13 protein-coding genes are annotated in these 15,733 nt (G+C 63.0%); 7 read left to right on the top strand and 6 right to left on the bottom strand.

Annotation, left to right across the window (positions count from 1 at the left end):
* Position 1: 1 nt before the first annotated feature.
* The 4 genes from ASF66_RS05345 to ASF66_RS05330 all read right to left on the bottom strand — a co-directional run bounded on the left by ASF66_RS05345 (position 2) and on the right by ASF66_RS05330 (position 4,244).
* A complete protein-coding gene (locus ASF66_RS05345; RefSeq protein WP_056843027.1) occupies positions 2-1,243 on the bottom strand; it encodes an arsenic transporter in 1,242 nt (413 codons plus the stop codon).
* Positions 1,225-2,475 carry an MFS transporter gene (locus tag ASF66_RS05340; protein WP_056843026.1) on the bottom strand — a complete coding sequence of 417 codons (1,251 nt, stop codon included), beginning with the start codon at positions 2,473-2,475 and terminating at the stop codon, positions 1,225-1,227. Before ASF66_RS05340 ends, ASF66_RS05345 begins: the two co-directional genes overlap by 19 nt.
* A gap of 96 nt (positions 2,476-2,571) precedes the next feature.
* Positions 2,572-3,699 (bottom strand): MFS transporter, encoded by a 1,128-nt coding sequence (locus tag ASF66_RS05335; protein WP_056843025.1) that lies wholly within the window; start codon positions 3,697-3,699, stop codon positions 2,572-2,574.
* Positions 3,696-4,244 (bottom strand): TetR/AcrR family transcriptional regulator, encoded by a 549-nt coding sequence (locus ASF66_RS05330; RefSeq protein WP_056843024.1) that lies wholly within the window; start codon positions 4,242-4,244, stop codon positions 3,696-3,698. Before ASF66_RS05330 ends, ASF66_RS05335 begins: the two co-directional genes overlap by 4 nt.
* Before the next feature lie 208 nt (positions 4,245-4,452).
* Between ASF66_RS05330 and ASF66_RS05325 the strand changes: the two genes are divergently transcribed.
* The 5 genes from ASF66_RS05325 (at position 4,453) to ASF66_RS05305 (ending at position 12,159) form a co-directional block, all read left to right on the top strand.
* Positions 4,453-6,093, top strand: coding sequence for a methyl-accepting chemotaxis protein (locus ASF66_RS05325; RefSeq protein ID WP_056843023.1), 1,641 nt, complete (start codon positions 4,453-4,455; stop codon positions 6,091-6,093).
* Positions 6,094-6,223: 130 nt separating this feature from the next.
* A complete protein-coding gene (locus ASF66_RS05320) occupies positions 6,224-8,035 on the top strand; it encodes a putative bifunctional diguanylate cyclase/phosphodiesterase (RefSeq protein ID WP_056843022.1) in 1,812 nt (603 codons plus the stop codon).
* A gap of 40 nt (positions 8,036-8,075) precedes the next feature.
* Entirely contained in the window at positions 8,076-9,935 is a 1,860-nt protein-coding gene (locus ASF66_RS05315) for an ABC transporter ATP-binding protein (RefSeq protein WP_056843021.1), read from the top strand.
* A gap of 101 nt (positions 9,936-10,036) precedes the next feature.
* Positions 10,037-11,227, top strand: a complete 1,191-nt coding sequence (locus ASF66_RS05310) for a CaiB/BaiF CoA transferase family protein (protein ID WP_056843020.1) — start codon at positions 10,037-10,039, stop codon at positions 11,225-11,227.
* The gene (locus tag ASF66_RS05305) at positions 11,224-12,159 is read left to right on the top strand and encodes a hydroxymethylglutaryl-CoA lyase (RefSeq protein WP_056843019.1); all 936 of its coding nucleotides are present in this window, start codon (positions 11,224-11,226) and stop codon (positions 12,157-12,159) included. Before ASF66_RS05310 ends, ASF66_RS05305 begins: the two co-directional genes overlap by 4 nt.
* Before the next feature lie 99 nt (positions 12,160-12,258).
* Here the strand turns inward: ASF66_RS05305 and ASF66_RS05300 are convergent, their stop codons facing one another.
* On the bottom strand, positions 12,259-13,143 hold the full coding sequence (locus ASF66_RS05300; protein WP_056843018.1) for a serine hydrolase domain-containing protein: 885 nt from the start codon (positions 13,141-13,143) through the stop codon (positions 12,259-12,261).
* 120 nt (positions 13,144-13,263) lie between these two features.
* On the opposite strand from ASF66_RS05300, the gene ASF66_RS05295 reads away from it, so the two are divergent.
* Entirely contained in the window at positions 13,264-14,031 is a 768-nt protein-coding gene (locus ASF66_RS05295; RefSeq protein WP_056843017.1) for an SDR family oxidoreductase, read from the top strand.
* 208 nt (positions 14,032-14,239) lie between these two features.
* On the top strand, positions 14,240-15,196 hold the full coding sequence (locus ASF66_RS05290) for an antitoxin Xre/MbcA/ParS toxin-binding domain-containing protein (RefSeq protein WP_056843016.1): 957 nt from the start codon (positions 14,240-14,242) through the stop codon (positions 15,194-15,196).
* Between the two features lie 95 nt (positions 15,197-15,291).
* Here the strand turns inward: ASF66_RS05290 and ASF66_RS05285 are convergent, their stop codons facing one another.
* A complete protein-coding gene (locus ASF66_RS05285; protein ID WP_056843015.1) occupies positions 15,292-15,687 on the bottom strand; it encodes a RidA family protein in 396 nt (131 codons plus the stop codon).
* Between the last annotated feature and the right edge of the window lie 46 nt (positions 15,688-15,733).

Genomic DNA, 15,733 nt, shown 5'->3' with positions numbered 1-15,733 from the left:
CTCACAGCAGCCACAACGCGGCGATCAGGGCCGGGGGCATGACCACGGCGCCCAGCTTGAGAAAGGTCCAGGCGCTGATCTGCACCCCTTCGCGGCGTACCGCGATCAACCACAGCAAGGTCGCCAGGGAGCCGGTGACCGATAGGTTGGGGCCCAGGTCCACGCCGACCACCAGCGCCCCGGTGACATTGGGCGGCAGATGGCCCAGCTCGTTGATGGATCCGCTGAGCAGGCCGACCGGCAGGTTGTTGCCGATATTGCAGGCTATGGCGACCAGTATTCCAGCCCACCAATGAGCCTGTTCCGGCGCCTGCTTCGCCGCCTGCTCCAGCCAACTGGCGAGGTGTGCGGTCACCCCGGTCTGACCGATGCCTTCCACCAGCACGAACAGCCCGGCCACCAATGGCAGCACGCCCCAGGCCACGCCCTTGCAGACCGGCCAGGGATTGCTGCGCTTGTACAGGTGCACCAGCGCAAGTGTGGCGAAGGCCGCCAGGAAGGTCGGCAAGCCCAAGGCTTCGTCCAGCGCCGATACGGTCAGCAGCACCACGGCCGTGACGCCCAGCCCGGCGGCGGTGAGTCGTGCGCCCATACTCAGGTGGGGCAGTTCTTCGATCAGTTCCAGACGCTGCTGCAAATGCCGTCGCTGAGTCAGGCGCAGCACCAGGTAGGTCATGCCGATGGCCGCCAGCGACGGCAGGCTGAACATGGCCAGCCACTCCAGCAACGGCGGCATGTGCTCGCCGAATATCACCAGATTGGCTGGGTTGGAAATCGGCAGCACGAAGCTGGCGGCATTGGCGATGAACGCACAAACGAACAGATACGGTAGCGGGTTGACCTTGGCTGCCCGTGTGGCTGCATACACCGCCGGTGTCAGCACCACGGCCGTGGCGTCGTTGGACAGAAAGATGGTCACCAGCGTGCCCACCGCAAACACCAGATCGAACAGTCGCTGTGCGCTGCCACGGGCCTGGCGGGCGGCAACGGTCGCCAGCCAGTCGAATAGCCCTTCGCGTCGGGCCAGTTCGGCGAGCAGCATCATGCCCACCAGAAACAGGTAGACATCGGCACCTTTGAGCACTGCGGCCAGAGCCGCCGACCAGGCGATCAGACCACCTGCGACCAACCCGATCGCAGCTGCCAGTGCCCAGACGTATTCGGGAATCTGCAGGGGTCGGGTGATGATGCCCAAGGTGGCGAAGAGGCTGACGCCCCAGATGATCAGACTGGCGTGGGGCAAGGTACGGCTTCCTCTTCGGTGTCGCGGCGCAGGGTTTCAGGCATGGCGGTGAGCAGCAGGAGGAAGGCCGCGCCGGCGACACCAGCCAGGGTGAGGAAGGCTGCACTGTAACCGGCTTCCTGCACGACGAAACCGGCCAGACCGTTACTCAGTGCGGCACCCAGGCCGAATGCGGTGGTCAGCGCGCCCAGGCTGACATTGAAGCGCCCGGTGCCGTGGGTGAGGTCTTTGACGACCAGTGGAAACAGTGCGCCGAACAGGCCGGCACCGATGCCGTCGAGCAGTTGCACGCCGACCAGCCAGTAAGGGTCATTGGAAAACGTATAGAGCACGCCGCGAATCGGCAGAATCAGGAAACCTGCCAGCAGCAATGGCTTGCGGCCCCATTGATCGGCCCGCGCACCCACCAGCAGGGCCGCAGGGACCATCACCAGTTGCGCGGCGACGATGCAGGCCGAGGTCAGCGGCGTGGCCATGCTCAGGTCGATCTGTGACAGCTTCTGACTGACCAGCGGCAGCATGGCCGCATTGGCCAGGTGGAACAGCGCACAGCTGACCGCGAATACCAGCAGCGCGCGGTTGCCGAGCAGCACTTTGAAACCTGAGGGCTGGTCGTGCCCGTCCTGGTGATGCGCTTCCAGCCCGCGCGCAACGTCGTGATCGATGGCGTCCGCTTTCACGCAGCTCACCGCCACCACGCTGGCCAGCGCCATGGCGGCCATGAGATAGAACACCGCGACCGGTCCGAACAGGTAGGCAAAACCGCCCGCCAGCAAAGCCGCGAAAGCGTTGCCGGCATGGTTGAAGGTTTCATTGCGCCCTGTACGGCGGGTGAACGCCTTCGGGCCGGTGATGCCCAAGGAAATGGCGGCGATGGCCGGTGCGAACACCGAGCCTGCGATGGCGCCCAGTGCCTGGGTGGCAGCGACCAGGCCGAACGAGGTGATGAACGGCAGAACCACGCAGCTGGCAGTGACCAGCAGGGCGGCGACAACGACCACCGCGCGCTTGCGTCGGGTCCGGTCGATCAGCGCGCCCGCCGGGGTCTGGGTCAACAGCGCCGCCAGCCCCGCCAGGGTCATGACCAGGCCGATGCTGCCGGGATCCCATTTGTGCACAGCCAGCAGGTAGATCGCGAGATACGGCCCGAGCCCGTCACGGACATCGGCCAGGAAGAAATTCAGGCCGTCGAGAGACAGCGCGTTACGCCGCGAAGTGGCAGATGTGGCCAAGGCAGTGGTCTCGGATGAGGGCAGGCAGGTACAGAACTGAGTGGGCGAAACGGGCGTAAGTTCCTGATGCAGCGGTGCGACCGGGTGAAGATTTTTCTAGCCGACTCGAGGCCTCAGAAAGATCGCCACCACGGCCGGTAGGGCGAAGGCGAAAAGGGCCCCTGTGACCCCCACGGCATCCAGAGTTGCACCGAACAGCGGAGCGCCGGTTGCCTGTCCCAGCGCCAGGCACAGGAACGGGAATCCCAGGCCCAGGTCCGGTCGATCCGGGAGCAGGGCGATGCCCTGGATCAGGTAGGTGCCGGACGACACGATATAGGCAGCACCGAATACGCCCATTGCCACGAAGCCGAAGGCGAGGCTGTATCCGCTTGCCGCCAGGGTCAGGATCGCCGCAACGATACCCAGCAGCGAAAAGACGTGGACCCGTGCCGTGCCGAAACGCTCGATTAATACACCGGTGGCCGCGCCGCTGACACCGGCAGTCCCCAGTACGATCCAGGCCCAGGCGATGCCGGTGTCGCTCAGGCCAAAGGTGCCGCGCAGAATGTCGGCGCCGAACGTCCAGATGGCGGTGCTCGACAGGCCCATGGCGAAGGCGCTGGCACAGAGCACTGCCAGCCCTGGGCGGCGCAGGATCTGCAGCGAGAAGCCCGCAGTGGTTTCGCTGCTCCGCGCCTTCGGCAGGGCGAACCACAGCCACAGCGTGACTGCGGCGCCGATCAGGGCGAACAGGGCATACAGCTCACGCCATGCACTCACCGTCATGACCGCTGCAGCGCCCGAGAAGACGATGCCGACGGCCGTACCGGCATTGATCGTGGCGTTTGCCTTGGCCCGGCCTTCATCGACGAAGTGCACGGCGACCGCGCTCGCCAGCGGTGGAGACGTCAAGCCGGTGCTCAGCCCCGCCAATGCAACGCCTGCGCCCAACGTCCATCCTGACGTGGCGACCACGATGCAAGCCATGCCAGCCGTGGCGGTCAGGCCAGCAAAGGCGGCGAGGGCACGGGGCGTGAAGCGAGCATTACAGACGAACGTCAGGACGATGCCGACGCAGTAAGCGGCAAAGGCACCGCTGCCGATCCAGCCAGCGGCGGTCGCGTCCAGCGCCAGCTCCGCGCGGATCTGCGGCAGCAACAGGCCATAGGCGAAGCGCGCCAGTCCATATGAAAGCGCGGTGAGGGCGAAAGCGGCCGCGACCAGATTGAGGCCGCGCTTCATGACCGAGCGGCTTTGGCACACGCCATCAGGGTTAGCGCCGCCTGTTTGGCCGCCTCGATCACTGCCGTGCCTGCTACCGTGGCGGCGGCCGTGGCCCCCTCGAACAGCAGCCAGACCTGCAAGGCCAGCGCGACGTCTTCACGGCCAAGATCGATGTCTACGCGGGCTGCGATCTCGGCATGGAACTGGGCTTTCTGTTCGCGTACCAACGCGACGATGGCCTCGTTGGCCTGGGCGTATTCGCTGCGCGCGCGCAGCAGCATGCAGCCGCTGGCACCGCGCGCGTTCACCCAATGCGCCAGCGTATCGAACAGGGATGCGATCGCCCCGCCGTCTGCACGCTCGCTGGCCAGTTTGGCCATGAATTGCTGATGGCGGTCTTCGAGCACGGCCATCACCAGACCGTCGCGTGAGCCGAAGTGTTTGTAGAGGGTACGCGTCGAAGCACCTGAGGGCGCAAGGACCTGATCGATGCCAACACCGCGCAGTCCCTGAGTTTCAAAGGTACGGGCGGCGCCGGCGAGAATTTCAGTTCGTTTGTCCATGAATCGAGTGTAAAGCGATCGTTTTACCTGTCAAGTGCGTGATACAGTTGCAGGCTTCATAAGTTTGATAGCATTTTGCTATTATTTTTCAGTGAAATTGCAATTGGTTTCTGGATCGGTGGCGCCGTAAAGTCCGCCACGTCGGCGTGATCGCAGTTCAGCATCGCGCACCTATTCAGTCCTCGCCGGGACTACTGCCGAGCCTCCCATGAAAAGACCCTTGTCCCTGGCCACGCGCATAGCCCTGAGCTTCGCAGCCATCCTTGCCTTGTTGATCATGATCACTGCCATCGGCATTCAACGGGTCGCCTTCATCGACTCGACATTGAGTGACGTCAGCGAAAATGCCGCCAAGATCCAGCGCTACGCCATCAATTTCCGCGGCAGTGTGCACAACCGGGCCATCGCGATCCGTGATGCGGTGCTGGTGGACAACGACCGTGACCTGGAAAAACACCTGGCGGAAGTGGCCACCTTGGAAAAGGCTTACATCGACTCGGCCGCGCCGATGGATCAGCTCTACGACAAGGCCTCCGTGACGCCCCAAGAGCGCGAGTTGTTGGGTGCGATCAAGAGCATCGAGCGCCAGACCCTTGACTCCAGCCGTACCCTGATCGACCTGCGACGCTCCGGTGATATCCAGGGCGCGCAGGCCTTGCTGCTGCGCCAGACCTCGGCCGACTACAGCGAATGGCTCAAACGCATCAATGCGCTGATCGATTACGAGGAGGCCTCGATCAAGTCCAAGCTAGGCGCAGTGCAGGCCACAGCCAGTCAGTTCAGCACGCTGATGCTGGTGGCGACCGGCATCGCGCTGTTGCTGAGCATCGTGCTGTCGATCGTGATCATTCGCTTCGTCAAGTCGACACTGGGCGCCGAGCCGGCCGAGGTGGCGCTGGCCATCGAGCAACTGGCCGCGGGCAACCTCAACCAGACCATCGTCACCCAACACCCCGGCAGCGTCATGGGCGTGTTGAAGACCGCGCTGGGCCACTTGGCCGAAACCATCGAGCAGGTGCGCACTGCCGCGCGGGAGGTCAATCACTCCTCTGCACAGCTGTCCGCCACCTCGACGTCCAACGACGCTCACATCCGCCTGCAGACCCGCGAAGCAGAGCAGGTGGCCACGGCCATCACGCAGATGGCGGCGACCGTGAGTGAAGTGTCTGGTTACGCCGCACAGGCTGCGGATGCATCGCGGCTGGCGGATGTCGAAGTGGAGAGCGGCAACCGGTTGGTAGCCAGCACCACCCAAGCCATCGAGCAACTGGCGGTGACCTTGGAACAGACTACAGAGACCGTTGACCAGGTCTCGCGGCACAGCGAGAAGATCGAGTCGGTCATCGATGTGATCAATTCGATTGCCGCGCAGACCAACCTGCTGGCCCTCAATGCCGCGATCGAAGCCGCTCGCGCCGGCGAGCATGGTCGTGGCTTCGCGGTGGTCGCCGACGAAGTGCGTTCACTGGCCAACCGCACTCAGCAGTCCACCGAAGAAATCCGCGAGATGATCAGCACCCTGCAGTCGGGTACCGAAGCGGCGGCGCAGACCATGCGCAGCAGCTGTGAACTGGTCGGGCAGACCGTCACCCAGACCCGCAGTGCCCAGGACGCCCTGGCCAAGATCAGCGAGCAGGTGGGCGCGATCAACCTGATGAACGCGCAGATCGCCAGTGCTTCGGTGCAACAGAGCGCGGTGGCCGACGATGTCTCGCAGAACATCACACGGATCCACGGCTCGACGGTGCAGTCGGCCACCGGCTCGCAACAGGTCGCCACCGCCAGCACCGAGCTGGCGCGCCTGGCGGATCGGTTATCGCAGAAGGTGGCCTTCTTCGGCGCGGTCTAGGCGGACAAAGGGCAGTGGAACGCTTTGCGCAAAGCCGTATACAGTTTGGGGAAAGGCTGCCGATACATCCTATGCAGCCTCGTTTCGAGTGATTCCCCTTGCGACTGACCATCGGGCAACGACCACAGTGATGACCCATTTCGCTCCACCTTTGCCAGACAACGAGCGTGAGCGCATTCGGCGTGTTGCCGACCTGTGCTACCGCGATGCGGTCAATGATGAGGTGCTGGACCGGATCGTTGCCCTGGCCGTGGAGGTGTTCGACGCACCTATCGCGATCATCTCCATTCTCGAAGAGCAGCAGCAATGGTTCCGGGCCAAGATCGGCATCAGTGCGACTTCCACATCGCGAGACGTGTCGTTCTGCGGCCACACCATTCTGGTCGATGACTTCTTCGAAATTCCGGACACCCACCTCGATCCACGCTTTCGATACAACGAACTGGTCACAGGCGCACCAGGCATCCGTTATTACGCCGGCGTTCCGTTGCTGACCCACGACGGTCTCGCCCTGGGCAGCCTGTGCGTCATCGACCAGAAACCGCGCCCGCCGATGTCGGCGGCTCAGCTAGCAAGCCTGCATCATCTGTCCCAGTTGGTGGTGCTGCGGCTGCACGACTTGCGTGCCGCATCGTTCATTGACCGGCCCACGCGCCTGATGAACCGCATCCGCCTGGAAGAAGACATTCACCGCCACCTCAGTCAGCGCGAAGAGCCGCTGCTGATCGCGGTGGATTTCCTCTCGCCCGGCTTCGTCAACGATATCGTCAAGGCACTGGGCTATTCGTTTTCCCAGCACCTGGTCAGTGAAATCAGCCGCCGGGTGGCCAGCCTGATCGGGCCTGAGTGCGTGCTCTATCGAATCGGCCTCACGCGCTTCGCGTTCATCAAGCCGCGGGACGAGTGCCTGTCGACCTTGTACGAAAAGTTTTCCACGGCATTCGCCCTGCCGGTCGAGCACGATGGCATTCCCATTCGCGCCCAGATCGGCATGGGCGCGCTGGAACTCGACCGCCATACCCTTGACGACCGCGACTGGGTCCGCCTCGTGGTCAGCGCTGCCGATTACGCACGCGACCGGGGCATCGGCTGGGCCAGGTACCAGGCCGAGCTGGACATCGCCCAGCAGCGTGCCTTCGTGTTGCTCAGTTCGCTGTCCTATGCCCTGGAAGAGTCCGAGCAACTGGGGCTGGTGTTCCAGCCGCGCATCGATTTCGCCAGTGGACGCTGCTGTGCGGTCGAGGCGTTGCTGCGCTGGACCCATCCGACCCTGGGCTCGATCGGGCCGGATGAGTTCGTGCCGCTCGCGGAAAAGACCGATCTGATCCGTCTGTTGAGCGTCTGGGTGGTCGAGGCGGCCATCCAGCAGACGCGGCAGTGGCGAGATGCCGGGTACGACTTCAAGGTGGCGATCAACGTCAGCCCCTGTGACCTCGAGGGGCCGGCCTTCACCGACCGGCTGATCCAGGCGCTCATACGCCATGGTGTCGAGGCCACGACGCTGGAGATCGAGTTCACCGAGGGCGCGCTGATCAAAAATCCCGCCGAATGCCGCAACCAGCTGACGCGCCTGCGGGCACTGGGCGTCGAGATTTCCATCGATGACTTCGGCACCGGTTACAGCAACTGGACCTACCTGCGCGAATTGCCGGCCACCTCGGTGAAGCTGGACCGTTCACTGATCAAGGACATCCAGAACGAGGAACGGGACCGGCGCCTGGTCATCACGCTCATCGACCTGGCCCAGCGCCTGGGCTACAAGGTCGTGGCCGAAGGTATCGAAAACCAGACCAATTTCGACGCGGTGAAAAGCTGGGGTTGCGACGAGGGGCAGGGGTACTTCATCGCCATGCCGATGCCCGCCGAAGAGCTGGTCACGTGGATCCAGAACCAGGCCATTGTTGGCAAAGCCATCCATTGCGACCCACCTGGCGGTCATTAAGTGGCAGAATCTGCGCCACTTGATTCCAATGGAGACCCCCATGCTTCGCGCATTCGAACGCAGGCTCGACCCTTTTCCACCTGACGAAGTGCCACCACCGCCAACCGGTCTGGCGCGCTTTCTATGGGCCTGCACCCGCGGTGCGCGGGGCTACATCATCGCCTTCGCCGTCCTCAGCGCCGCCGTGTCGATCTATGAAGCCTGGCTGTTTTCCTTCCTGGGCCAGGTCGTCGACCTGCTCACCACCTGGCAGCAGGGCGGCGAGGCTGCCGCCCAGGAAAGCCGTGTGCTGTGGGGCATGGGGCTGGTCATGATCGGCAGCATCGCCTTGGTCGCGCTACGTACCATGGTTCAGCACCAGATTCTGGCGATCAACCTGCCGCTCAGGCTGCGCTGGGACTTTCACCGGTTGATGCTGCGGCAAAGCCTGTCGTTCTTCTCCGACGAGTTTTCCGGACGGGTTACCACCAAGGTGATGCAGACGGCATTGGCCGTGCGCGACGTGCTGTTCACCCTGATCGAGATCCTGCCCGGCATCGGCGTGTATTTCATCGCCATCATCGCGCTGGCCGGCGGCTTCGCGCCCAAGCTCATGCTGCCGTTCGTGGCCTGGCTCATTCTGTTCGGCCTGGCGATGTGGTACTTCGTGCCACGCCTGGGCAAGGTCGGCCAGGAGCAGGCTCATGCGCGTTCGTCGATGACCGGACGCATCTCCGATGCCTACACCAACATCGCCACCGTCAAGCTGTTCTCCCATTCCAACCGCGAGGCGCATTTCGCCCGCGCGGCCATGGAAGACTTCAAGAACACCGGCTTTCGCCAGATGCGTCTGGTCAGCCAGTTCGAGATCGTCAATCAGGCGCTGGTGGTCGGTCTGCTCATGGCGGCCGGTGGCTATGCCCTGTGGCTCTGGCACCTGGGCGAGATCGGCACCGGCGCCGTGGCGGCGATCACGGCCATGGCCTTGCGCATCAACGGCATGTCGCACTGGATCATGTGGCAGATGACTTCGCTGTTCGAAAACATCGGCACCCTGCAGGATGGCATGGGCACCCTGACCCGGGGCGCCAAGGTGCAGGACGCGGTCAATGCCGGCGAACTCAGCACCACAGGCGGTGCAGTGACATTCGACAACGTCAGTTTCAACTACAACGGTGAACGTCAGGTGCTCGACGGCCTGAGCCTGAACATCCGCGCGGGCGAGAAGATCGGCCTGGTGGGGCGTTCGGGGGCGGGCAAGTCGACGCTGATCAACCTGCTGCTGCGCTTCTACGATGTCGACAGCGGCGAGATCCGCATCGATGGGCAGAACATCGCCCACGTGACCCAGGACAGCCTGCGCAGCGCCATTGGCATGGTCACCCAGGACACCTCGCTGCTGCACCGTTCCATTCGCGACAACATCGCCTATGGCCGTCCCGATGCGACCGACGAGCAAGTACGCAGCGCCGCGGCGAGCGCTCAGGCTGACGAATTCATCAGCCAATTGAGCGACCGTCAGGGCCACAGTGGCTACGACACCCTGGTGGGCGAGCGCGGCATCAAGCTGTCCGGCGGCCAGCGCCAGCGCGTGGCGATCGCGCGGGTGATGCTCAAGAATGCGCCGATCCTGTTGCTCGACGAGGCCACCAGCGCGCTGGATTCGGAAGTCGAAGTGGCGATCCAGGAAAGCCTGGATCACATGATGCAGGGCAAGACCGTGATCGCCATCGCGCATCGCCTGTCGACCATCGCTGCCATGGATCGCCTTATCGTCATGGATCAAGGGCGGATTCTAGAGCAGGGCACCCACGCCGAATTGCTGGCCAAAAACGGCATCTATGCCCGGTTGTGGCAGCACCAGAGCGGCGGTTTCCTGGGTGAGGATCAACTGGTGCCCGAGGGTGTCAATCAGGGCTGAATGGTGACGGATGTTCACCGATCGTTGACCCGCGGCTGGTAATTGCCGGGGGTATGCCTCTAGTCTTGGTGCAAATTCCAAGGCATATCGAGGCTGCCCCCATGACTGCTCTGAGCGGAATCCGCGTCATCGAAATCGGAACCCTCATCGCTGCACCGTTCGCTGCGCGTCTGCTCGGCGAGTTCGGTGCCGAGGTGATCAAGATCGAAACCCTGGGGCAGGGTGATCCCCTTCGCAAGTGGCGTAAACTCCACGAAGGCACCTCGTTGTGGTGGTACCTGCAATCGCGCAACAAGAAATCCCTGGCACTGAACCTCAAGTCCGCCGAGGGTATCGAGATCGTCAAGCAACTGGCCGAAAGCGCCGATGTGCTGATCGAGAACCTGCGCCCCGGCGCTCTGGAAAAGTTGGGCCTGGGCTGGGACGTGCTGCATGCGCTCAATCCCAAGCTGACCCTGGTGCGTATTTCCGGCTATGGCCAGTCCGGCCCGTATCGTGATCGGCCGGGTTTCGGCGCGATCGGCGAGGCCATGGGCGGTATTCGCTACACCACAGGGAATCCGGACTCACCGCCGGCGCGAGTGGGTGTCAGCCTGGGCGACTCGCTGGCGTCCATGCATGCGGTGATGGGCGCGCTGATGTCGTTGCTGCGGGTCAAGACCGGCCAGGGTGACGGCCAGGTGGTCGATGTGTCGCTGGCCGAAAGCGTCTTCAATGTCATGGAAAGCCTGGTACCGGAATACGCCATGCTCGGCCACGTGCGCGAGCGCAGCGGTGGCGCGTTGCCCGGTATCGCGCCGTCCAACACCTACCCGACCGCCGATGGCGGGTATGTCGTGATTGCGGGCAACAGCGATCCTATTTTCAAGCGCCTGATGACCGCCATCGGTCGAGGCGATCTGGGCGACGACCCTGCGTTTGCCCACAACGACGGCCGCGCCGCGCAGAGCGATCTGCTCGATGGTGCCATCAGCGCGTGGAGCACTCAGCGTCCCATCGATGAAGTGCTGCGCGTGCTGGAAGCGGCAGAGGTGCCTGCCGGGCGCATCTACTCGGTCGCCGACATCGTCGCCGACCCGCACTATCAGGCACGGGGCATGATTCTCGACGCGCAACTGCCCGGTGGGGTGGAAACGAAAATGCCCGGCGTGGTGCCCAAACTGTCCGAAACTCCCGGGGTGATCAACTGGCAAGGGCCGAGCCTGGGCCAACACACCCAGGCCGTACTGACCGAGCTGGGTTTGAGCGAGCGCGCGATCCAGCGCCTGAAGGATGAGGGCATCGTGCAATGATCAGCGATTACTCGCAACGTCTCATCGTTCAGGAGGTGGCGCCGCGTGACGGCCTGCAGATCGAACCGATGTGGGTCGCCACCGAAGACAAGATCGCCTTGATCGACCAGCTCTCGCTCGCCGGCTTCAGCCGTATAGAGGCTGGCTCCTTCGTTTCGCCCAAGGCCGTGCCAGCCTTGCGCGATGGTGAGCAGGTGTTTGGCGGCATCGTACGCCAGCCGGGCGTCACCTACGTGGCATTGATCCCGAACCTCAAGGGTGCGCAGCGTGCCCTCGCAGCCAAGGCCGACGAGCTCAACCTGGTGTTGTCGGCCAGCCAGAGCCATAACCTCGCCAACATGCGCATGAGTCGGGAGCAGTCCCTGGCGGGCTTCGCCGAGGTGATCGAGCTGGCTCGCGGCACGTCGGTCAGCCTTAACGGCACCGTTGCCACGACCTTCGGCTGTCCGTTCGAAGGGCGCATCGATGAAAAGGTTGTGATGGGCCTGGTCGATGCCTACCAGCAGTTGGGCCTGCAAGGCGTAACCTTGGCCGACACCACCGGCATGGCCAATCCGCGCCAAGTATATGGACTGGTCCGGCGGGTGTTGGAACAACTGCCCGCCGATGCGCTGACGCTGCACTTTCACAACACCCGCGGGCTGGGGCTGAGCAACGTGCTGGCAGCCTATGAAGCCGGTGCCCGGCGCTTCGATGCATCGCTGGGTGGCTTGGGCGGATGCCCGTTCGCACCCGGCGCGTCGGGCAACATCTGCACTGAGGACTTGGTGAACCTGTGCGAGGAAATGGGCATTCCCACTGGCATCGATCTGCCCCGTCTGCTCGAGCTGTCCCGCACCTTGCCGGCACTGTTGGGGCATGAGATGCCGGGGCAGGTGGCGAAGGCGGGGCGCAATCGGGACCTTCATCCGCTGCCGCCGGGACTCGACTGAGCGGCGCGGCTGCATCGATGACGGTATCTGCGGACTGGTGACCAGGGTTCACCCTCTCGCCGGAGCGCTTGATGACCGTGAAGAGACTGCCGTGGTGCATCACCCTGAGACATGCTGGCGTATCTGCTCGACCACGGCGGCCTCGACCTCACCTTCGCCTGCGGCCTCGGCAAAAGCAGCACAGCTCACCGATCGATTGTCCATGACGTCCCTGTACACCGCGAGGACGCTGCCGGGCCCGCATCCGGTGTGTCCCGCCAATACCAGGCCCCCAGCCACGGGCCCACGCATCAGCCCCAGCGCATAGCCTGGCGCCAGCCACGGTCGACCGGGTATCGGCCCGCCCAGTGTCGTGGTGTCCTGCATGGTCTGGAGCAACCCGGCGGGCAGCAGATCACCCCCCAGCAGACCATCGACCAGCAGCGCCGCCTGCGACAGCGGGCCGATCAGCAAGCCGTGATACACCCAGCCCGGATCATAGCGGGCAAGGCTGGCGCAGGATTGCCCGAGCTCTACCCTGGACGTCGCGAAACGTACCGTGTCAGCGATGTTCAGCGGCTGCAGCACGCGCGTGCGGACGGCGTCGGCCAGCGACAGGTCGCTGGTGCGCTCTATCAGCCGGGCCACCTGCCAGTAGCCGACGTTCGAATAGCGCCAGCCTTCGCCAGGGGTGTACCGCAGACGCTCGGCCTGCAATCGTTCGAGCATTTCCTGCGCTGGCCACGCAGTCTCGTGACGCGCGACGGCGGCGTGGTAGTCGGCGAGCTCGCCGTAGTCTGCGAGCCCTGCCTCGTGCCGCAGCAGTTGGCGCAAGGTGTAGCGGGCGCCGGCGAGCGGGTCGTCCAGACGCAGCCGTCCGTCACGCACCAGAGCCAGCGCCGTGGCCGCCAGCACCGTCTTGGTGAAGCTCCACCATGGCACTGCATGCTCCGTCTGATGAGGAGGTTGCAACCTTTGGCCGTTGACGATGAGGACGATCTGCATGAGTGGCTCGCAAGGCAAACGAATGAACGGAGATGCGGGGCAGCTGGCGCCTTGCTCCCGCGCGTCCTATGGTAGACCAGACTCAAGCGCAATGACTTCCCCATCTCACTGGAGACTCCCATGCAAACCACGGGCAACACGATCCTGATCACCGGTGGCGGCAGCGGCATCGGTCGCGCTTTGGCCGAAGCCTTTCTGGCCCGAGGCAACGAGGTAATCATCGCAGGACGCCGAGAAGCGCTGCTCAAACAGGTAGTCGCGGCCAATCCGGGCTTGCACTACACCGTACTCGACACCAGCGATGCGCAGGACCGGCAACGAGTCGTCGAACAACTGATCGAACGCCACCCGGGCCTCAACACGGTCATTCACTCGGCCGGCATCATGCGCGGCGAGTCATTGCAGGCAGGCGCTACCGAACTTGAAGCCACGGTCGCTACCAACCTGTTGGGCCCCATTCACCTGGATGGCCTGCTGCTGCCGCACTTTCTCACTCGACCCCACGCGGCTATCGTGACCGTTTCCTCCGGGCTGGCGTTCGTTCCGTTGGCCCTGACCCCAAGCTACTGCGCAACCAAGGCGGCGGTCCATTCCTACAGTCAGTCGCTGCGCTACCAACTCAAGGACACCGCCGTGAAGGTCCACGAACTGGTGCCGCCGTACGTCCAGACCGAACTGATGGGCCAGCGCCAAGCCAACGACCCCCACGCGATGCCGCTGGCGGAGTTCATCGACGAAGTCATGGCGATTTTCGAACGCTCGCCGGATGCCGAGGAAATTCTCGTCGAGCGGGTCAAGCCGTTGCGTTTCGCCGAAGCCAATGGCGGCTATGGACAGCTCTTCACGAACTTCAACGACCAGATGGCTGCGGCGCGGGCGGGGGAGTAGGTCCAAAGAGGGTTGTACCGATGTTTCGGATTCATCCATCCGGCGCGGGTGATAGGGGAACGGTTTGCTCGATTGGCTTGCATCACATTCGGTACTGGCCGATAATCGCTTCCAACAACTAATCCTCGTGACTGGCGTGGTTTGGCCATCTGGTTGGAGGAGGAAAAAGCCGGCGCGAGCCGGTTTTTTCGTTTCTGGAGTATGGCAAATGCAGCTACCGCCCCAGCCGGAGCCTCTGCGCACTCGCATTTACATTGATGGATACAACTTTTACTACGGATGTCTGAGGGGCACCCCTTACAAGTGGCTGGATCTGCTGCCTCTCTTTGAAAGACATATCCTCCCGTCAGCACTGGTGAAGGATGAAGAGGGCCGGATCAGACAATCGATCCTGCTTGAATCCCCTTCGATAAAGTTCTTTACCGCGAAAATCGTCGAGTCAGTCGCTCGCGCGGCCGATTCCGTTTCGTCGCAAGCGCGTTATCACACTGCGTTGAGAAAGCTATATGAAACGCGTGTCGAGTTGGTCGAAGGTTACTACGCGGTCAACAAGATGAAGGTGAAGGTCGTCGATCCTGATTGCCCGAACCGTGCTCCACGCGAGTGCCGGGAGGTACAGGCCTGGAAAGTCGAAGAAAAGCAAAGTGACGTGAACCTCGCTCTGCAAGCCTATCATGACGCCATTACTGGCCAGATTGACCACGCCGTCATCGTCACCAACGACACCGATATCGCTCCAGCGCTGCAAATGATCAGAGCCCATACCACCGTGCTGATCGGTGTAGTCGTACCAACCATCGACCAGCGCCGCCCTCCCAATACCGATCTGGTGAAGCTTGCCCACTGGAAACGGGAGCATACCAATCCTCAAGAGCTGGCAACTTGCCAATTACCCCGTGTCATTCCGGGGAGAAAGGCGACCATAAAGCCTGAATCCTGGTATGCCCAACCTAAGTTGCTCAAAGCGATTCTGGAGTTGGCTGCCCCTGTACGCGGAAGCAAGGCAGCCGTATTCAAATGGATGGAGCAAGTGAACCCCTATCTGGGCGATCAACGCCCGATCGATATGATCGACTCTCACTCGGGTGCGAATCAGGTACTCGAATACATTCGAAACTATCTCGCGCAAACTTCATCCAGACCCGATGACATGCATACCTCATAGGCATGACGTTGGACTCTTCTGAACGTCTTGAGTCTTGGTTTCCATCGTTATCCGCCATGACGCCGATACAACGCACGCTTGTCGCCTTGGACCCTTCAAACCTCAGGCAGCTTCGCTATCACCTTGATCTCGAAATCGAAGCCATACAACCACGTCACCCCCACGCAGGTGATGTTCGGGAAAGGCGCCTGGCCCCAGTATTCAGGCACCACTTCCCAGATGGTTTCGAACCGGGACTGCGGGTCGACGATGAACACCGTCACGTCCACCACATCGTCGAAGGTGCACTGCGCCGCGTGCAGCACGGCGTTGAGGTTCTGGAAGGCCAGGCGTACCTGGTCTCGCAGGTCCGGCTCGGGTGAGCCGTCCTCGCGGCTGCCGACCTGGCCGGACACGAACAGCAGGCCATTGCTGCGAACGGCGGGTGAATAGCGGTTGCGTTCATAAAGGGCCTGGCGGCCGATTGGAAAAACGACGTCACGTTGAGTCATGGGATTGCCTCCGTAAGCGGGCCGGGCGACCCGTTATCTATCGAAG

The organism is Pseudomonas sp. Leaf129 (assembly GCF_001423465.1).
In the GTDB taxonomy this organism is placed as follows: domain Bacteria; phylum Pseudomonadota; class Gammaproteobacteria; order Pseudomonadales; family Pseudomonadaceae; genus Aquipseudomonas; species Aquipseudomonas coleopterorum.
This window is presented reverse-complemented; position numbering and strand designations above follow the sequence as displayed.

Bases quoted from the DNA above. Each gene is read 5' to 3' on its own strand.
- ASF66_RS05335 (WP_056843025.1), bottom strand. From the start codon at position 3,699: ATGAAGCGCGGCCTCAATCTGGTCGCGGCCGCTTTCGCCCTCACCGCG.
- ASF66_RS05330 (WP_056843024.1), bottom strand. From the start codon at position 4,244: ATGGACAAACGAACTGAAATTCTCGCCGGCGCCGCCCGTACCTTTGAA.
- ASF66_RS05325 (WP_056843023.1), top strand. From the start codon at position 4,453: ATGAAAAGACCCTTGTCCCTGGCCACGCGCATAGCCCTGAGCTTCGCA.
- ASF66_RS05320 (WP_056843022.1), top strand. From the start codon at position 6,224: ATGACCCATTTCGCTCCACCTTTGCCAGACAACGAGCGTGAGCGCATT.
- ASF66_RS05315 (WP_056843021.1), top strand. From the start codon at position 8,076: ATGCTTCGCGCATTCGAACGCAGGCTCGACCCTTTTCCACCTGACGAA.
- ASF66_RS05310 (WP_056843020.1), top strand. From the start codon at position 10,037: ATGACTGCTCTGAGCGGAATCCGCGTCATCGAAATCGGAACCCTCATC.
- ASF66_RS05305 (WP_056843019.1), top strand. From the start codon at position 11,224: ATGATCAGCGATTACTCGCAACGTCTCATCGTTCAGGAGGTGGCGCCG.
- ASF66_RS05300 (WP_056843018.1), bottom strand. From the start codon at position 13,143: ATGCAGATCGTCCTCATCGTCAACGGCCAAAGGTTGCAACCTCCTCAT.
- ASF66_RS05295 (WP_056843017.1), top strand. From the start codon at position 13,264: ATGCAAACCACGGGCAACACGATCCTGATCACCGGTGGCGGCAGCGGC.
- ASF66_RS05290 (WP_056843016.1), top strand. From the start codon at position 14,240: ATGCAGCTACCGCCCCAGCCGGAGCCTCTGCGCACTCGCATTTACATT.
- ASF66_RS05285 (WP_056843015.1), bottom strand. From the start codon at position 15,687: ATGACTCAACGTGACGTCGTTTTTCCAATCGGCCGCCAGGCCCTTTAT.